Genomic DNA, 15060 nt, shown 5'->3' on the forward strand with positions numbered 1-15060 from the left:
CTAAGTCGTCATCATCCCACGTACGCGTCACCCTCGAGAAGGAGGAACGACTGAGTCGGGGATCTCTGCTCGTTGTAGGCTAACCAGAATTAGCTCACGAACAACCAAACACCAACGCCCATCATCAACGTACCTGCAATGCGGTTCATCAACTTAACATTGTCGGCTTTGCCCAGCATATGCTTTAAGCTCTTTCCGCCTGTCGCGTATAAGGTCATGCAAACAAACTCAGAAACCAGAATGATTGACACGAGAATGAACAACTGCGGTGCTAAGTCTTTATTGCTGTTAATAAAAGGAGGCAGCAAAGAAATCATAAACGCCCAGCCTTTTGGGTTCGCAATTGCAGTGACAAAACCTTGAACCACCAAGTCCCAATCATTGCTGACTTTTGTTGTTTGGTTGTCAGTACTGATCGCCAGTTTGCCTCTCGAACGCCACATCTGAACGCCTAAATAAAACAGGTAACCCGCACCAACAAATTTAAAGCCCGTAAATAGCCATGGGTAATTCAACATGATCGAAGCGATACCCAATACCGCGGCAATAGAAACCACAGCGACACCAGCCAGTTCACCGATCATCATCCATAATGTACGCTTGTATCCAACACTCATTCCAAGTGTCAACGCCAAAGTCATACACATACCGGGCGTGATTGACACGAAGAAAAACGTGGGAATAAAAGCCCAAAGTAGTGCGCTATCCATATTATTACCTTATCGACTTGTTTTTATTTATTAGTTCTTGTTTCTTGATCGGGCTTGAAATGAAGCGAGGTTGAAACGAAGCAGTAATGACAATAAACAATATTGCGATCAATACAAACAAAAAGAGCCACATAACAGTGGCTCTTTTCAATCACCAACCGTAATTACTTACGACGGTTTTTAATTCGCTTCATCATAGTCAAACGACGTTCAGCGCTTGCTTGATCTTGTGGCTCTTCGTTCGCGTTGTTCTTACGACCCTGACGGTTTTTGTAAGCCGATTTAGTGTTCAGCTTCTCGATGTAAGCATCACGTTTCTTCGGTTCATAACCCGGTTGTTCAACACGACGAATGCGCTGTTGAATCAGTTTTTCAACTTGAACGACAGTCAGCTCTTCTTCGCGGTTAACGAAAGAGACAGCGTGACCTTGCTTACCTGCACGACCTGTACGGCCAATACGGTGAACATAGTCTTCTGCTAGGAAAGGCATGTCGTAGTTAATTACGTGTGGTAAGTCTTCGATATCAAGACCACGAGCCGCAACGTCGGTTGCTACCATTACACGCGCTTTACCTTCTTTAAAATCGTCTAGAGCACGACGACGAGCACTTTGCGCTTTATCACCGTGACACAGTACTGCTTTAATGCCGTCTAGCTTAAGCTCTTTAACTACATCGTTCGCTGTTTCTTTGTAGTTAACAAAAACAAGCACTTGGCGCCAGTTTTTACGACCAATCAGCTCAGAAAGCAGTTCTGTTTTACGTTCTTGATCCACTGGATAAACCACGTGGCCCACCGTAGCAGCCGTTGAGTTTTCGCGCTCAACACTAATACGTTTTGGTTTACGCAGAATATCAACAGACAGTTGGTTTAACTGAGTAGAAGTCGTTGCAGAGAACATCATGATTTGCGGTGATGTTTCTACATCCAACATGATCTTACGAACGGCATTGATAAAGCCCATATCAAGGATACGGTCAGCTTCATCAAATACTAGAAATTCTAGGTTAGCAATAGACACGTTACCCGCTTCTAAGTGCTCTTCTAAACGGCCAGGTGTTGCAACCAAAATATCCACACCCAGTTCTAGTTGACGAACTTGTGAAGACATCTTGTTACCACCGTAAACCGCAGAAACACTTAGATCTGTGTATTTAACGTAGTCTTTAATGTTTTGAGCGATCTGCGCAGCAAGCTCACGAGTTGGAGCAAGAATAAGGCCGCGAGCCGTTCCTCTAGACGCCTTTTTACCGCTGTTCAAAAGGTGTTGGATAACAGGCAATGAAAATGCCGCTGTTTTACCCGTACCGGTTTGAGCAGTAGCAAAAATATCATGGCCTTTACGAGCCATTGGAATCGCTTTTTGTTGAATTGGAGTGAGTTTTTCATAACCACACTCAGTCAACGCTTTGACTAATTCAGGAGCAAAACCTTGAGAGGAAAATGACATTGTTACGGGTTCCTTAAGCAGACAGCCTACATTCTTATTTCAGCCGAGCACTATAAAGTAATTAGAGTGATTTATCTCACATTTATCGTGATATAACGCAAACTTTCTCATTTAATCTGGTGTTTACCCCACCTTAAACGAAGTAAACACCGAGATCCTTGGTTCAAACAGCAAAAACAGGGCTATTTGATACCACACAGCTTGAGTAGAATCTGCTCGAGCTCGCCCCATGGCATGAGCTGCGAGTCGATCACTTCCAATCGAGATTCAAAGCCATCAAGCGTAATTTCGTTCACAGACACGACTTGATTCGCCACATTGAATGCATAGCAACCTTGGTCAGTGTTCACGACAGCTTTTACACGCTCGGCCGTTAGATCTGACAACATAGAGAATAGCGCATCGAAGTCGAACTTATGTTCTGCGCCAAACAACCAACCGCAACTGAAATAGCCCTGACCTTTATTCTCTTTACGGATGAAAGCTTCACCGGGAGGAAGTTGGAATTGAGGCTCTTGTTCAGCGTGATCATGATGATGCGCTTCAATATGAGAGGAAGCACCGCCGTATACTCTTTCAATGTCCAACACTTCCAATGGCACTTCACCATCGTGAATTAGCTTATGGAAGACTTTTGCTGGCGATTGATCCGTCACCCAATCATTAAACACATCGATATCTTCAGAATGAACAAGGTCAACCTTAGTACCAAGAATCACATCTGCACTATCCAGTTGATCATTGAAATTCTGATTCGAGGTGTACTTTTCATTGGATAAGTTTCGTGGGTCAACCAAGCCAAGCGTCGCTTTTAAATCAACATAAGGTGTGTATTGCTCTGAAGTTAGTGTCGCAATCACTTGTTTAGGGTGACCAAGCCCTGTCGGCTCAATCAATAAACGGTCTGGCTTTTGGCGAAGTAAGGCATTAATACCTACCGACATCGGCACGCCCGCAGTACAACACATACAGCCACCCGGCACTTCTTTAATCAAAGCGCCTTGATCTGTCATTAATGCACCGTCAATACCGATTTCCCCGAACTCATTAACCAGAACAGCCCAGTTTTCATTCTCAGGTTTATTTTTTAGCAGGTTCAAGATGGCTGTCGTTTTACCAACACCCAAGAAACCCGTAATGATGTTCGTAGGAACTTTTTTAGTCATATCAGTTCTCCTTTTTAAGGGAGTATATACTCAATCACCAAAAAGTTGACCCCAATCGATTGTTTACACTGAGATTCGTTAATAGAGGTTGGCGCGAAAATAATCAGAAGAGATAAACAGTAGAGGCAGAATGTGGAAATGGGATGCTCCAGACGAACTAAAGGCGTACTTACTCAGTACGCCTCACCCTCGTTACTCAATCGTGAGTTCGCGAATCAGGAAGCCTTAAATATCGACCTGAACATTTAACGAGGAACTAAAACTTTGTTTCTGAATCCATCCAAATTGTGTGTAAAACCTCACTTCTCCTTGCGGTTCGTTATGTTGCTTTACGATTTAACTATGGTTCATTTTTGGGGATATTCAAGCCGCCGCCAGAGAATCGTTCAAAACTGTGACGGTGATTCCACTATTGAGCATATATTCTATTTATGTAACACGTACATTCCATAAATGAAATTCAACTTTTCAACTTTGTTGCTATAGGATATGCAGAGGAAGCGTATAATTTAATGCAACCCCGCCTTAACTCATTCAGGAAACTTATCTTTATGACCAGAAGAGAGAAAATTAAGCAGTCCTTACTAGCCAAGATGCCAAGGGATGCTATTAATCAATTTCTCTCAAGAGATAAGACCCCAGCTTCAGTTCTCTTTCTTTCTTGTATTGTGGGTGTACTTGCGGGTGTAGTGGGTACCTATTTCGAAGTTGCGGTTCATTTCATCACAGAAACTCGTACCGATTGGCTAAAAGATGAAATCGGTAGCCATTTACCACTGTGGCTTGCTGCTTTCCTTATTAGTGCTGCATTCGCCTTTATTGGCTATTTCCTCGTTCATCGCTTTGCTCCAGAAGCTGCTGGTTCAGGTATCCCTGAAATCGAAGGTGCAATGGACGGCATGCGCCCTGTTCGATGGTGGAGAGTATTACCCGTAAAATTCTTTGGCGGCATGGGCGCGTTAGGCTCTGGTATGGTTTTAGGCCGCGAAGGGCCAACCGTTCAAATGGGCGGCAGTATCGGTCGTATGGTCACAGATATCTTTCGAGTCAAAGATGATGACACTCGCCATTCACTGTTGGCTTCAGGTGCCGCTGGTGGCTTAGCCGCCGCATTCAATGCACCGCTAGCTGGCATCATGTTTGTGGTTGAGGAGATGAGACCACAGTTTCGCTACTCACTCATATCAATCAAAGCCGTCATCATCTCAGCAGTTTCAGCCAACATTGTATTTCGTTCTATCAATGGCCAATCTGCCGTTATTACAATGCCTCAGTACCAGCCGCCTGAACTCGACGCACTTTGGTTATTCTTATTGTTAGGAGTGTTATTCGGTCTGTTTGGTGTAATTTTCAATAAGCTGATTACGCTTTCCCAAGACCTGTTTGTGGCGATCCACAAGAATGACCGTAAACGCTACTTGATGACAGGTACCCTACTTGGTGGTTGCTTTGGCTTGTTGCTGCTCTATATACCTGAATTAACTGGTGGTGGTATTGGTATCATCCCGAACATCACGAATGGCAGCTACAGCGCCAATGTGTTGCTGTTGATTTTCTTAGGCCGAGTCCTCACTACTCTGCTTTGTTTCGGCTCTGGTGCGCCAGGCGGTATCTTTGCACCAATGCTTGCGCTAGGAACACTCTTTGGTTATGCGTTCGGGCTTATCGCAGCGGCATTCTTTCCCGAACTTAATATTGAACCGGGTATGTTTGCAATTGCTGGCATGGGAGCATTATTTGCCGCCACCGTGCGAGCGCCTATCACTGGCATACTGTTGGTTATCGAAATGACCAATAACTACTACCTGATCCTGCCGTTGATCATCACCTGCTTAGGTGCGGTAATCATTGCTCAAATGTTAGGTGGGCAGCCAATTTACAGTCAACTGCTTAACCGTACGCTGAAAAACGAAAAACTAAGACAACAAGATCTCCCTCAACAAGAGGAAGTACGTTAATTACAAATGACTCATGAAACAAAAGCACACATTCAACGTGCTTAATCTCCCGATTCCGTATCAAAATCAAAAAAGCAAACGTTAAACTTGGTATCATCCACTCAAAATTAGTTGAGTGCCCTCAAAATCTATTGATGGAAGACCTACACACTCTAACTAAGGCAAATAGTCCAATATTCTGTAATTAACTAAGTCGGAGCAAGTCGTTGAACTGGAGAAGATTAACCCAAGTAAAAAATGTGCCGCCATCTCAGGCGTCTTTAGCACTTGGCGTTATTGGGTTAGGACAAGCTTGGGCGTTATATATCCCGGGCATTGGTGAGATAATTCGTCCCTACCTCGCTGCATTCGGCGCGCTATTATTGCTGCCTGTTTTACTGCGCTATTTAACGAGCTTTAATACCTTCATTAATGATATTCGCCACCCGTTAAGCGGAAGCTTGATGGCACCAATGAGCATGGCTTTACTGATTCTGTGCGACTATTTAGCCGAGATATCGCCAGCTATCGCCTACCCAGTTTGGTTCTGCGCGCTATTGCTTCACTTTACCATGATGGTGTTGTTCTTCAGTTTTCAGATCATCAACTTCAAAATGTCGAACATTGTACCGAGTTGGTTTCTGTATCCGGTCGGTTTGATCAGCAGTTCCTTAGCTGGCACACAGTTCGGGCACACCGTATTTTCAGAAACACTTGCGGTCACTTGTATTGGTATCTATTTCCTTATGTTGCCAGTGGTGTTGTACCGCTTGGTGTTCGAAGGCAATCTTCCTCGCCGAGCAAGACCAACACTCGCTATCATGGCAGCTCCGGTTAACTTATCTTTAGCCGCTTACTTGGTTAACTTCGACAACCCAGACCCGATTCTAACAGGTGCATTGGCGGGCATTGCCATCACCATGACTTTGTTGATTTACTTGTGTTACATCCGCCTGATGCGTTTGAAGTTCCAACCTTCGATTGCTGCCGTCACCTTCCCATCTGTGATCAGCGCTATTGCCATGCATCGTCTAACTACATTTTTCGGCGCGGAATACCCACAATGGTATTGGCTACACAAGTTTGGTTTCTTTGAGCTAACCATCGCCACCATTCTAGTGATTTGGGTTGCCGGTGGTTACGTAAAAATGTACTGGCCTGAGTTTTTCGATTCCGACTACATGTCCAAGAAGATGAAACGTTCTTAGATAGAAGCGAAAAGATCTTAGCTGAACCATCGTGTTCTGCAGTAGTCGATGATGTCAGACAAAACCAACCAAACCCAAAAAGGCCTCACACTGTGAGGCCTTTGAATAGGCAAGGTATTAATAGTTCAGGCGAGTGTTACTAGAAATGCCGAGACCTATTAGAAGTTAGCGTGAGGGCCGAATACTTCGTAGTGAACGCGTGAACGGTCAACTTTCATTGCATCTAGCTGCTCTACGATGTTCTTCATGAAACCAACAGGACCACAGATGTAGAAATCGCTCTCTTCAAAGCCTTTAGTATCAGAGATAGACGCTAGATCCATTTGACCTTGATGCGTGTTTTCACATGCAGATTCATCTTTGTTCATGTACCACGTTTTCGCTTCCCAACCTTTGTCGGCAACAATATCTTTAACACGAGTCGTGAAAGAGTGTTGGCCTACGTTCTCACAAGCGTGAAGGTAAAGTACTGGCTCGTTTTTATCTTCCGTGTTTAGGAACTCAAGCATAGACTGCATTGGCGTTACACCAACACCTGCAGAGATAAGTGTTACTGGCTTGCTGCGCTCTTGATACATGAAGTCACCCGCTGGTGCGTATAGGCTAACCTCATCACCAACAGCAACCTTATCGTGTAGGTGGTTAGATACAACGCCTTGTGTCTCTTGGCCTTGTCCTTCACGTTTAACAGAAATACGGTATTGCTTGCCGTTTGGCTTATCAGACAGTGAGTATTGACGAATCTCGCTGTATTGAGAGCCTTCTGGTTTCACTTCGATACCGATGTATTGACCTGGTGTGTAATCCAGAACTTCACCGCCGTCTTTTGGCTGAAGGATAAAACTTGTTACTAGCGCTGACTCTTCGATTTTGTCTGCAATCACAAACGCACGCGCTGCTTCCCAACCACCAACAGCTTGCTTACGCTGTAGGTAAAGTTCAGCTTCACGATCGATGAATACTTGCGCCAAGAATAGGTAAGCGGCTGTCCATGCTTCTTCCACTTCTGGAGTAAAGGCGTCAGCAGCTAGTTCACGTAATGTCTCAATCAGGTGCAAACCAACAATTTGGTAGTGCTCTGGTTGAATGTTAAAGCTTGTGTGTTTCTGAGCAATACGTTCAACGGCAGTTGTTAACGCTGCTAGATTTTCAATGTTCTTTGCATATGCCGCGATAGCTTCAAACAGTGCTACGCCTTGGCGACCTGTTCTTTGGTGAGTCATATTGAAGATATCTTTCAACTCAGGGTTATGCGTGAACATACGTTGATAAAAATGCTGAGTTAAAGCTGGGCCTGCGCTCTCAAGTAGAGGAATAGTAGATTTGATGATTTCGATATGTGCATTGTTAAGCATGAATTTACTCCGAACACTGAGCCTTATGACCTATATGTCATTTTGACTACTAAAAATTAAGAATGACTTATCGATTTTCTGAAACCTTAGTTATTTTTAGAAACTGAGTTATTTTGACTCGTTTTCATTTCAAAAAATCGCGAAACCTGATTAATGCAACCTGATTGATTGAGATCAAGAATAGTCTGTTTAATCAGCGCTATAATTGGGCTTCTCTGTATCTTCTGCACAATCAGTGCCAACTTTATCAATCCCCGTCATTACTGGTTTTCTTCTCAAAACTCATCTTATAAAAATGTCAAAAAGACCTTTTTTTTAAGTCAATAAGACTCTATTATGTAGATAAACACACACAGTTAGAGTTTTTTATGCAAGATATCTCCGCATCTACCCTCATGGAAATGACCATTGGCCTCGCAAGTGGTGTCAACGATCAAGATCGTTTCAATCGCCTGATCGATGCCATTCGCAAAACCATAACGTGTGATTGTGTCGCGCTTTTAAGCCTTCAAGGCGACACGCTAGTACCTATCGCAATGCAAGGGCTCAGCCGAGATACGTTCGGTCGTCGCTTTATCATTTCAGAACACCCACGGTTTGAAGAGATCTGCGCGTCTCGCTCTCCTGTTCGTTTCGATGCTGACAGCTCCTTACCCGATCCTTTCGATGGTTTGCTTATTGACCATGATGGCGATTTACCAATGCATGCTTGTATGGGCTTGCCTTTGCTATTTGGCGATAAGCTCTTAGGTATTCTGACTCTAGACAGCTTGAAACCTGATGTCTTCGCGAATATTCCGGCGCGTAACCTTGAAGTGCTGGCGGCTATTGCAGCCTCAACCATGCAGATGGCACTGACCTTCTCGCAACTTGAACATCAAGCAAAACAGTCAAAGCAATTACTCGAAGAATTGAACGTAGAAGCGTGGGAACGTGACGGCGGTGAGTTGATTGGTAACAGTGACACCATGGTCGCGCTTAAGAACGACATCGCTGTTGTAGCTCCATCTGAGTTTAATATCTTGATTCATGGTGACACCGGGGTTGGTAAAGAGCTTGTGGCTCGCACCCTGCACCACCAATCTCAACGTAAACGTAACCCACTCGTCTACGTAAACTGTGCTGCAATTTCTGAAAACTTAGTAGAGAGTGAACTGTTTGGTCACGTTCGTGGCGCGTTCACTGGCGCAGACAAAAACCGCTTAGGTAAATTTGCTTTAGCCGATGGTGGCACACTGTTCCTTGATGAGATTGGTGAATTGCCTTTGGCCGCTCAAAGTAAGCTCCTACGTGCGCTGCAAAACAACGAAATCCAACCGGTTGGCCAAGACAACATTCAAACCATTGATGTGCGAGTATTGGCAGCGACAAACCGAGATCTAAAACAAGAAGTTGAAGACGGTCGATTCAGAGCCGATTTGTACCACCGATTGAGTGTGTATCCTATCGCGGTGCCAGCACTGAAAGATCGTGGTGACGACATCAGCCTATTAGCGGGTTTCTTCTTAGAACAAGCGCGTCGTAAGCTTGGTATCAACCAAGTTAAGTTCCGCTCCGACGTTCTTTCTTTCCTAAACCGTTATGGTTGGCCGGGTAACGTGCGTGAACTTGAGCATGTGATCAGTCGTTCCGCATTGAAAGCGTTAGCGCGCAGCACCAATAAAAACCTGGTGACAATCACCAAGGAAGATTGTGGTCCTCTAGACCAAGATCAGCCAATTGCGACGACTCAGGTGAAAAACACACCATTATCGACACCAACGATCGACCTTTCTGCAGGGCTACGTGGTGCAACGGACGATTTTCAACGCAGTATCATTACTGAGGTGTTGGAAGATGCCAACTTTAACTGGGCACAAGCAGGGCGAGTTCTGAAAACAGACCGAGCAAATCTGACTCGACTGTCTAAGCGTTTAGGGCTAAATGTGGCTAAGTCTCATACGATCGAACGGACAAAATAGATATTAGCGGTTTGTTGCGAGCATCTGACAAAACTTGTGTATATAATGCTGCAAATTGTAACGCTAATTTTAAATATGTAGAGAGAGTTATGAAGTTTATCCGTTGGTTCTTAGGTCGTGTCATCTTGTTATTAAATTTTGTTTTCAGCCCACGTGGTGTGAAGCGTTCTCAAGAAGAACAAAGCAAAGTAAATGAGCAAGCAAAAACGCACACGTTATACCAATTCGAAGCGTGCCCATTTTGTGTGAAAGTGCGCCGCGCGATGAAACGTCAGTCGGTTCAATTTGAACTTCGTGATGCAAAAAACAACGAGCAACACCGTGCTGAGCTTGAAGCTGGCGGCGGTCGTGTGAAAGTGCCTTGTCTACGTATCGAAAAAGACGGTAAAACTGAGTGGATGTACGAATCTTCAGATATCGTGACTTACTTAGAAAAGCAGTTTGCATAAGCAATAAAGCAACAAAAGTCAGATACAAAAAATCCCTCGAATGTGAGGGATTTTTTATGTCTGTTATTTGGCGTTAATCGCTTCAAATTGGGCGCGAAAGTTCAAACGACTACTTCGTGACAATCAGCATCAATTCCACACGGCGGTTACACGCCTTGCCTTGGGCAGAAGCGTTGGTGCAAGCTGGAACATACTCACCGAAGCCACGAGTATAAATAGAACGACTCGACACATAGTTACTCTCTAATCGAGCCTTCACTTCTTTTGCTCGCTGCTCTGAAAGCGGATCATTGATTCGATCTGTGCCCGTGTTATCGGTGTGCCCTTCAATCACCACATCAATATCTTGGCGTTGAGCAAGGTAGCTGCCTAGCGTATCTAGCCATTGATTATACGCTGGCTCAGGGAATGCTGAACCTGTTTTAAAGTTCACGTGCTGCTCAAGCTTTACCATCACATGGTTACCCGGCAACACTTCAAAATCGATGCGGTTTTGTCTTAAAAAGACTTCCAGTGGGTCGTTAGTCGAAACGCCACGTCCGTAGTTGGTCGTGATGGTTCTGTGTTGATGAGTGCTACTCTGGATAGAGTACCCACGATTGCTTGCTACATGAGTCGTTTGAACCACACCCCATTCAGGATGCATCAAGTCGTAATCGGTTTGTGGTGCAGTCTCTAGCATGTCACCGCCAAGTAAGTCAGTTGGTGACGTGGCTTCACACCCAGCCAAAGCTATGCTTAACATTATCGCTAAATATCTCATTACTTCACCAACCACTCATGCAGATAAACCATTCACTAATGTCTATATCGGCACCGAGGGAAAAACTTTAGACGAAAAGAAAGCAGAACCCAAAAAAAGTGCTGTTGATCACAGTTAACCGTCTACTAGCTTGTCTTCAGCCGCTAGTTCGAACTGTTTGCATTTATTTACCTTATAATTGTTTTCCAATTCGTACTAAATAGTTAGAATCTCACGACTTCTCAACGCTAGAGCAAACATTATGTTTAAACCATTTACTAAATTCATCACAGCACTCGCTGCCGTACTCATTATCGCGGGTTGTAGTGAAACAGACGAGCCACAAAAAGGCGTTCAATACGAAGCGCTTCCTACTGCTCTAACAGAATTTAACTTGTCTCCGATCACTGAAATCTTCTCTCTTAACTGTGGTCACTGCCGTCAAATGGAAAGTGCCATTCCAGAGATTGAATCTCTAACAGACCAAACTATTGGCAAGATGCACGTGACGTTCAACGAAAGCGCTCAAATCAGCGCAATGATCTACTACACAGCAGTGATGCAGCTTGATGCGACGCCTGACCACGCATTCATGGACGACCTATTTGGTGCCGTTCAAATGGGTGCAGATGCAACACCTGAGCAGCGTCAACAAGCACTAGAGACAGCGTTTACTTCTCGTGGTTTGGTTAGCCCATACCAGCTGAATAAAGAACAGCAAGTCGCTCTTTTCGACTACGTTAAGCAAGCAGAAGAGATCTCAGTAAAAGGTCAGATCAACTCAGTACCAACCTTTATCATCAACGGTAAATACCAAGTACTAACAGCAGGTCACCAAGACGTTGCTGGCATTGCAAAAACGATCAACTACCTTTTGACTCAACCATAATCACGGCTTTAGTCAACTGATTAACACATTTTGTATTAACTACGAAATTCAGCACCCAATATAAATAGGTTTTACTATGTCTAAATTTGTCATCCCGGTCATTGTCTTTCTTTTGGCGGGTTTCATGATTTACCGTACTTGGACGAATCATAAGTCTGGCGGAGAAAACTTCGAACAAGGCCAACAATTTCTAATTGAAAACGGCACTAAAGAAGGCGTGATTACGACTGAAAGCGGTCTTCAATACCTTGTTCTTGAAGAAGGTACAGGCACAGAGCACCCAACTAAGAACAGCAAAGTAACGGTTCACTACCACGGTACGCTAATCGACGGCACTGTTTTCGACAGCTCTGTTGAGCGCGGCGAGCCAATCTCATTTGCTCTTAAGCAAGTAATTAAAGGCTGGCAAGAAGGTTTGACTTACATGGTTGAAGGCCAAAAAGTTCGTCTATTTATTCCAAGCACTCTAGCTTACGGTAAAGGCGGTTCAGGCCCTATCCCACCATCATCGACTCTGATTTTTGATGTAGAACTCATCTCTATCAAATAATCGAAGTTACTGATTTAAGCCCCAACATACGCGCTATGTCGGGGCTTTTTTATATCTGAACATTTGAAGCCTCTTTAGATATTGAGCTATTTAGCTATTTAGCTATTTAGCTATTTAGCTACTGTAACAACGACCAAATATACCCTCGAAAACCGACCACTAGACGACTGGTCTAATTTAACTTATAGTACCGCCCATGAACGAAAAAACGAATGACACACGCCTGCATGTTTTAGATGTTGGCTACCAATTAATAGTGAACAACGGCTTTAACGGCGTTGGCTTATCGCAATTGCTTAAAGAAGCGGACGTGCCGAAAGGGTCGTTTTACCACTACTTTAAATCGAAAGAGCAATTTGGCGAGGCTCTGATCCAGCACTATTTTGAGACCTACATCAGCAGAGTTGAAACTATTTTGGTTCATGGTGAAGGCAACCATTACCAGAGAATTGTCAGTTATTTCACTCGATGGTCACAGATTGAAAACGGCACCTGCAATGCTCATAAATGCTTGGTCGTTAAACTCAGCGCGGAAGTTTCTGATCTTTCTGATCCTATGCGCCAAGCGCTATTAAAGGGTGCAGAAAAAGTGACGAATACCATCGAACAGTGCATTGTCGGCGGTATTGAAGATGGCTCCATAAAGGTTGAAGAGAGCCAAGAAGCAGCTCAGAACCTATACTCAATGTGGTTAGGCGCCAGCTTATTGAGCAAGCTGAGCCAAAGCTCACATAGCTTACAGTCAGCTTTGAGCCTTACCGAACGAATTTTAAAAGGTGAAAGCTAATAACGCGCAGCGCGCTTTATTGGCTTTAACTTAAAAAAATCACCCGCCCTCTTATCAATTTGATGACGGCGGGATTTTTAGACAACAAGACTAGACGACTGGTCTAATTCTAAATGTATAAAATACACAATTAAGGACATCCAATGACTCAACAAGACAATCGCCGAATCGTATTGGCTTCTCGCCCAGTTGGCGCACCGACTCAAGACAACTTCCGTTTAGAGACAATAGCTGCGCCAAGCATCAAAGACGGCGAGATGTTACTTCGCTCAGTTTACCTTTCTCTAGACCCATACATGCGTGGTCGTATGAGCGATGCTAAATCCTACGCAGATCCCGTTGCGATTGATGAAGTGATGGTAGGCGCAACCGTATGTCAGGTTGAAGAATCAAACCACGCTGATTACGAAATTGGCGAGTGGGTACTGGCTTACACAGGTTGGCAAGATCTTGGTGTGTCTAACGGTGAAGGCCTTATCAAACTAGGTAAAGAACCAACGCACCCTTCTTACGCGCTTGGCATCATGGGTATGCCTGGTTTTACTGCTTACATGGGCTTGCTTGATATCGGCCAACCTAAAGAAGGCGACACGCTAGTCGTTGCAGCAGCAACAGGTGCTGTAGGCGCAACCGTTGGACAAATCGGCAAACTAAAAGGCTGTCGTGTTATCGGCGTTGCAGGCGGTCAAGAGAAGTGTCAGTACGCGAAAGAGATTCTTGGCTTTGATGAATGCATCGACCACAAAGCTGACGACTTCGCGGAGCAATTGGCTAAAGCGTGTGACAACGGCATCGACGTTTACTTTGAAAACGTTGGCGGCAAGGTATTCGATGCAGTAATGCCTCTGCTTAACACAGGTGCTCGTATTCCTGTGTGTGGTCTTATTTCTCAATACAATGCGACTTCACTGCCTGAAGGACCAGATCGTATGTCTAGCCTGATGGGTATGTTGCTGGTTAAACGAATTAAGATGCAAGGTTTCATCATCTTTGATGACTACGCACACCGTTACAACGAATTTGCTGTTCAAATGACAGAATGGTTGTCTCAAGGCAAGATGCACTATCGTGAGCACCTGGTTGAAGGTCTAGAAAATGCGCCACAAGCATTCATGGGCCTATTGGAAGGTCAGAACTTCGGTAAGCTTGTTATCAAAACGAACGAAGCTAAATAAATTCAATAAACTGAACCCGTTAACTAGGTAGAATCATGATTACTTTGCATCACCTGAATAAGTCGCGCTCAAAGCGCATCATCTGGCTATTGGAAGAGCTTGGGGTAGATTACCAAATCAAACCCTACCAACGAGACAGTGTCACTTTTCTTGCACCACCAGAACTCAAATCCATTCACCCATTGGGTAAATCTCCTGTCATTGAAGACGATGGCGTCGTGATCACTGAATCTGGTGCTATCACGGAATACCTAATCGACAAATACGGTCAGGGTAAGTTCGCACCTACACGCGGCACCGCAAACTACGTTGAGTATTCGCAATGGCTTCACTTCGCTGAGAGTTCAGGTATTTTGCCAATGTTACTTAAGATCTTTGTGATGAAAGACGGCTGCGAAACTAACTTCCTAGGCGGTTATGCAGACGACGAAAACCAAAAGATCCTCACTTACGTGAATAATGCACTTGAAGGTAAAACCTACTTGGTTGCAGACACACTAACAGGTGCAGATTTTATGATGTCGTTCATCGTAGAAATCGTGGGTAACTTTGGTGCAACTGCGCTTTACCCTAACATCGCTAAATACGGTGAACTTTTAAAGAGCCACCCTGCTTACCAAAAAGCTGAGCAAGTAGAGCTAGAACACTCGAACTGATCGAGTTTCACTCAAACACGTGCT

At 44.4% G+C, this 15060-nt stretch carries 14 protein-coding genes; 9 read left to right on the top strand and 5 right to left on the bottom strand.

Annotated elements, in window-relative coordinates; all coding sequences use genetic code 11:
- Positions 1-89: 89 nt before the first annotated feature.
- The 3 genes from A6D97_RS04675 to A6D97_RS04685 form a co-directional block, all read right to left on the bottom strand.
- Positions 90-710 carry a LysE family translocator gene (locus A6D97_RS04675; RefSeq protein WP_017064486.1) on the bottom strand — a complete coding sequence of 207 codons (621 nt, stop codon included), beginning with the start codon at positions 708-710 and terminating at the stop codon, positions 90-92.
- A gap of 164 nt (positions 711-874) precedes the next feature.
- Positions 875-2161, bottom strand: a complete 1287-nt coding sequence (locus A6D97_RS04680; protein ID WP_017062632.1) for a DEAD/DEAH box helicase — start codon at positions 2159-2161, stop codon at positions 875-877.
- 182 nt (positions 2162-2343) lie between these two features.
- Positions 2344-3327 (bottom strand): GTP-binding protein, encoded by a 984-nt coding sequence (locus A6D97_RS04685; protein WP_065583913.1) that lies wholly within the window; start codon positions 3325-3327, stop codon positions 2344-2346.
- 551 nt (positions 3328-3878) lie between these two features.
- On the opposite strand from A6D97_RS04685, the gene clcA reads away from it, so the two are divergent.
- Positions 3879-5285, top strand: a complete 1407-nt coding sequence (gene clcA, locus A6D97_RS04690) for a H(+)/Cl(-) exchange transporter ClcA (RefSeq protein WP_017064484.1) — start codon at positions 3879-3881, stop codon at positions 5283-5285.
- Between the two features lie 206 nt (positions 5286-5491).
- Positions 5492-6472, top strand: coding sequence for a TDT family transporter (locus A6D97_RS04695; protein ID WP_170791803.1), 981 nt, complete (start codon positions 5492-5494; stop codon positions 6470-6472).
- Between the two features lie 158 nt (positions 6473-6630).
- Here the strand turns inward: A6D97_RS04695 and hmpA are convergent, their stop codons facing one another.
- On the bottom strand, positions 6631-7827 hold the full coding sequence (hmpA, locus tag A6D97_RS04700; RefSeq protein ID WP_065583915.1) for an NO-inducible flavohemoprotein: 1197 nt from the start codon (positions 7825-7827) through the stop codon (positions 6631-6633).
- Between the two features lie 368 nt (positions 7828-8195).
- Between hmpA and norR the strand changes: the two genes are divergently transcribed.
- Together norR and A6D97_RS04710 are read left to right on the top strand one after the other, a co-directional pair.
- The gene (gene norR / locus A6D97_RS04705) at positions 8196-9788 is read left to right on the top strand and encodes a nitric oxide reductase transcriptional regulator NorR (protein WP_017062637.1); all 1593 of its coding nucleotides are present in this window, start codon (positions 8196-8198) and stop codon (positions 9786-9788) included.
- A gap of 89 nt (positions 9789-9877) precedes the next feature.
- Positions 9878-10237 carry a glutaredoxin gene (locus tag A6D97_RS04710; RefSeq protein ID WP_017062638.1) on the top strand — a complete coding sequence of 120 codons (360 nt, stop codon included), beginning with the start codon at positions 9878-9880 and terminating at the stop codon, positions 10235-10237.
- A 109-nt stretch (positions 10238-10346) separates the two neighbouring features.
- On the opposite strand, the gene A6D97_RS04715 is transcribed toward A6D97_RS04710, so the two are convergent.
- A complete protein-coding gene (locus A6D97_RS04715) occupies positions 10347-10982 on the bottom strand; it encodes an OmpA family protein (RefSeq protein WP_029235219.1) in 636 nt (211 codons plus the stop codon).
- A gap of 259 nt (positions 10983-11241) precedes the next feature.
- Between A6D97_RS04715 and A6D97_RS04725 the strand changes: the two genes are divergently transcribed.
- The 5 genes from A6D97_RS04725 to A6D97_RS04745 all read left to right on the top strand — a co-directional run bounded on the left by A6D97_RS04725 (position 11242) and on the right by A6D97_RS04745 (position 15036).
- Positions 11242-11868, top strand: coding sequence for a thioredoxin domain-containing protein (locus A6D97_RS04725; RefSeq protein WP_017062641.1), 627 nt, complete (start codon positions 11242-11244; stop codon positions 11866-11868).
- Between the two features lie 76 nt (positions 11869-11944).
- Positions 11945-12418 carry an FKBP-type peptidyl-prolyl cis-trans isomerase gene (locus A6D97_RS04730; RefSeq protein ID WP_017062642.1) on the top strand — a complete coding sequence of 158 codons (474 nt, stop codon included), beginning with the start codon at positions 11945-11947 and terminating at the stop codon, positions 12416-12418.
- Between the two features lie 196 nt (positions 12419-12614).
- Positions 12615-13205, top strand: coding sequence for a TetR/AcrR family transcriptional regulator (locus A6D97_RS04735; RefSeq protein ID WP_017062643.1), 591 nt, complete (start codon positions 12615-12617; stop codon positions 13203-13205).
- 143 nt (positions 13206-13348) lie between these two features.
- Entirely contained in the window at positions 13349-14380 is a 1032-nt protein-coding gene (locus A6D97_RS04740; protein ID WP_017062644.1) for an NADP-dependent oxidoreductase, read from the top strand.
- Between the two features lie 35 nt (positions 14381-14415).
- Positions 14416-15036: a glutathione S-transferase gene (locus tag A6D97_RS04745; RefSeq protein WP_017064479.1), complete on the top strand. Its 621-nt coding sequence runs from the start codon at positions 14416-14418 to the stop codon at positions 15034-15036.
- Positions 15037-15060 lie beyond the last annotated feature (24 nt).

This window comes from Vibrio sp. ZF57, from assembly GCF_001691235.1.
GTDB classification, from domain to species: domain Bacteria; phylum Pseudomonadota; class Gammaproteobacteria; order Enterobacterales; family Vibrionaceae; genus Vibrio; species Vibrio crassostreae_C.

Excerpts from the sequence above, each read along its gene's own strand:
- A6D97_RS04675 (WP_017064486.1), bottom strand. The coding sequence starts at position 710 with ATGGATAGCGCACTACTTTGGGCTTTTATTCCCACGTTTTTCTTCGTG.
- A6D97_RS04680 (WP_017062632.1), bottom strand. The coding sequence starts at position 2,161 with ATGTCATTTTCCTCTCAAGGTTTTGCTCCTGAATTAGTCAAAGCGTTG.
- A6D97_RS04685 (WP_065583913.1), bottom strand. The coding sequence starts at position 3,327 with ATGACTAAAAAAGTTCCTACGAACATCATTACGGGTTTCTTGGGTGTT.
- clcA (WP_017064484.1), top strand. The coding sequence starts at position 3,879 with ATGACCAGAAGAGAGAAAATTAAGCAGTCCTTACTAGCCAAGATGCCA.
- hmpA (WP_065583915.1), bottom strand. The coding sequence starts at position 7,827 with ATGCTTAACAATGCACATATCGAAATCATCAAATCTACTATTCCTCTA.
- norR (WP_017062637.1), top strand. The coding sequence starts at position 8,196 with ATGCAAGATATCTCCGCATCTACCCTCATGGAAATGACCATTGGCCTC.
- A6D97_RS04710 (WP_017062638.1), top strand. The coding sequence starts at position 9,878 with ATGAAGTTTATCCGTTGGTTCTTAGGTCGTGTCATCTTGTTATTAAAT.
- A6D97_RS04715 (WP_029235219.1), bottom strand. The coding sequence starts at position 10,982 with ATGTTAAGCATAGCTTTGGCTGGGTGTGAAGCCACGTCACCAACTGAC.
- A6D97_RS04725 (WP_017062641.1), top strand. The coding sequence starts at position 11,242 with ATGTTTAAACCATTTACTAAATTCATCACAGCACTCGCTGCCGTACTC.
- A6D97_RS04730 (WP_017062642.1), top strand. The coding sequence starts at position 11,945 with ATGTCTAAATTTGTCATCCCGGTCATTGTCTTTCTTTTGGCGGGTTTC.
- A6D97_RS04735 (WP_017062643.1), top strand. The coding sequence starts at position 12,615 with ATGAACGAAAAAACGAATGACACACGCCTGCATGTTTTAGATGTTGGC.
- A6D97_RS04740 (WP_017062644.1), top strand. The coding sequence starts at position 13,349 with ATGACTCAACAAGACAATCGCCGAATCGTATTGGCTTCTCGCCCAGTT.
- A6D97_RS04745 (WP_017064479.1), top strand. The coding sequence starts at position 14,416 with ATGATTACTTTGCATCACCTGAATAAGTCGCGCTCAAAGCGCATCATC.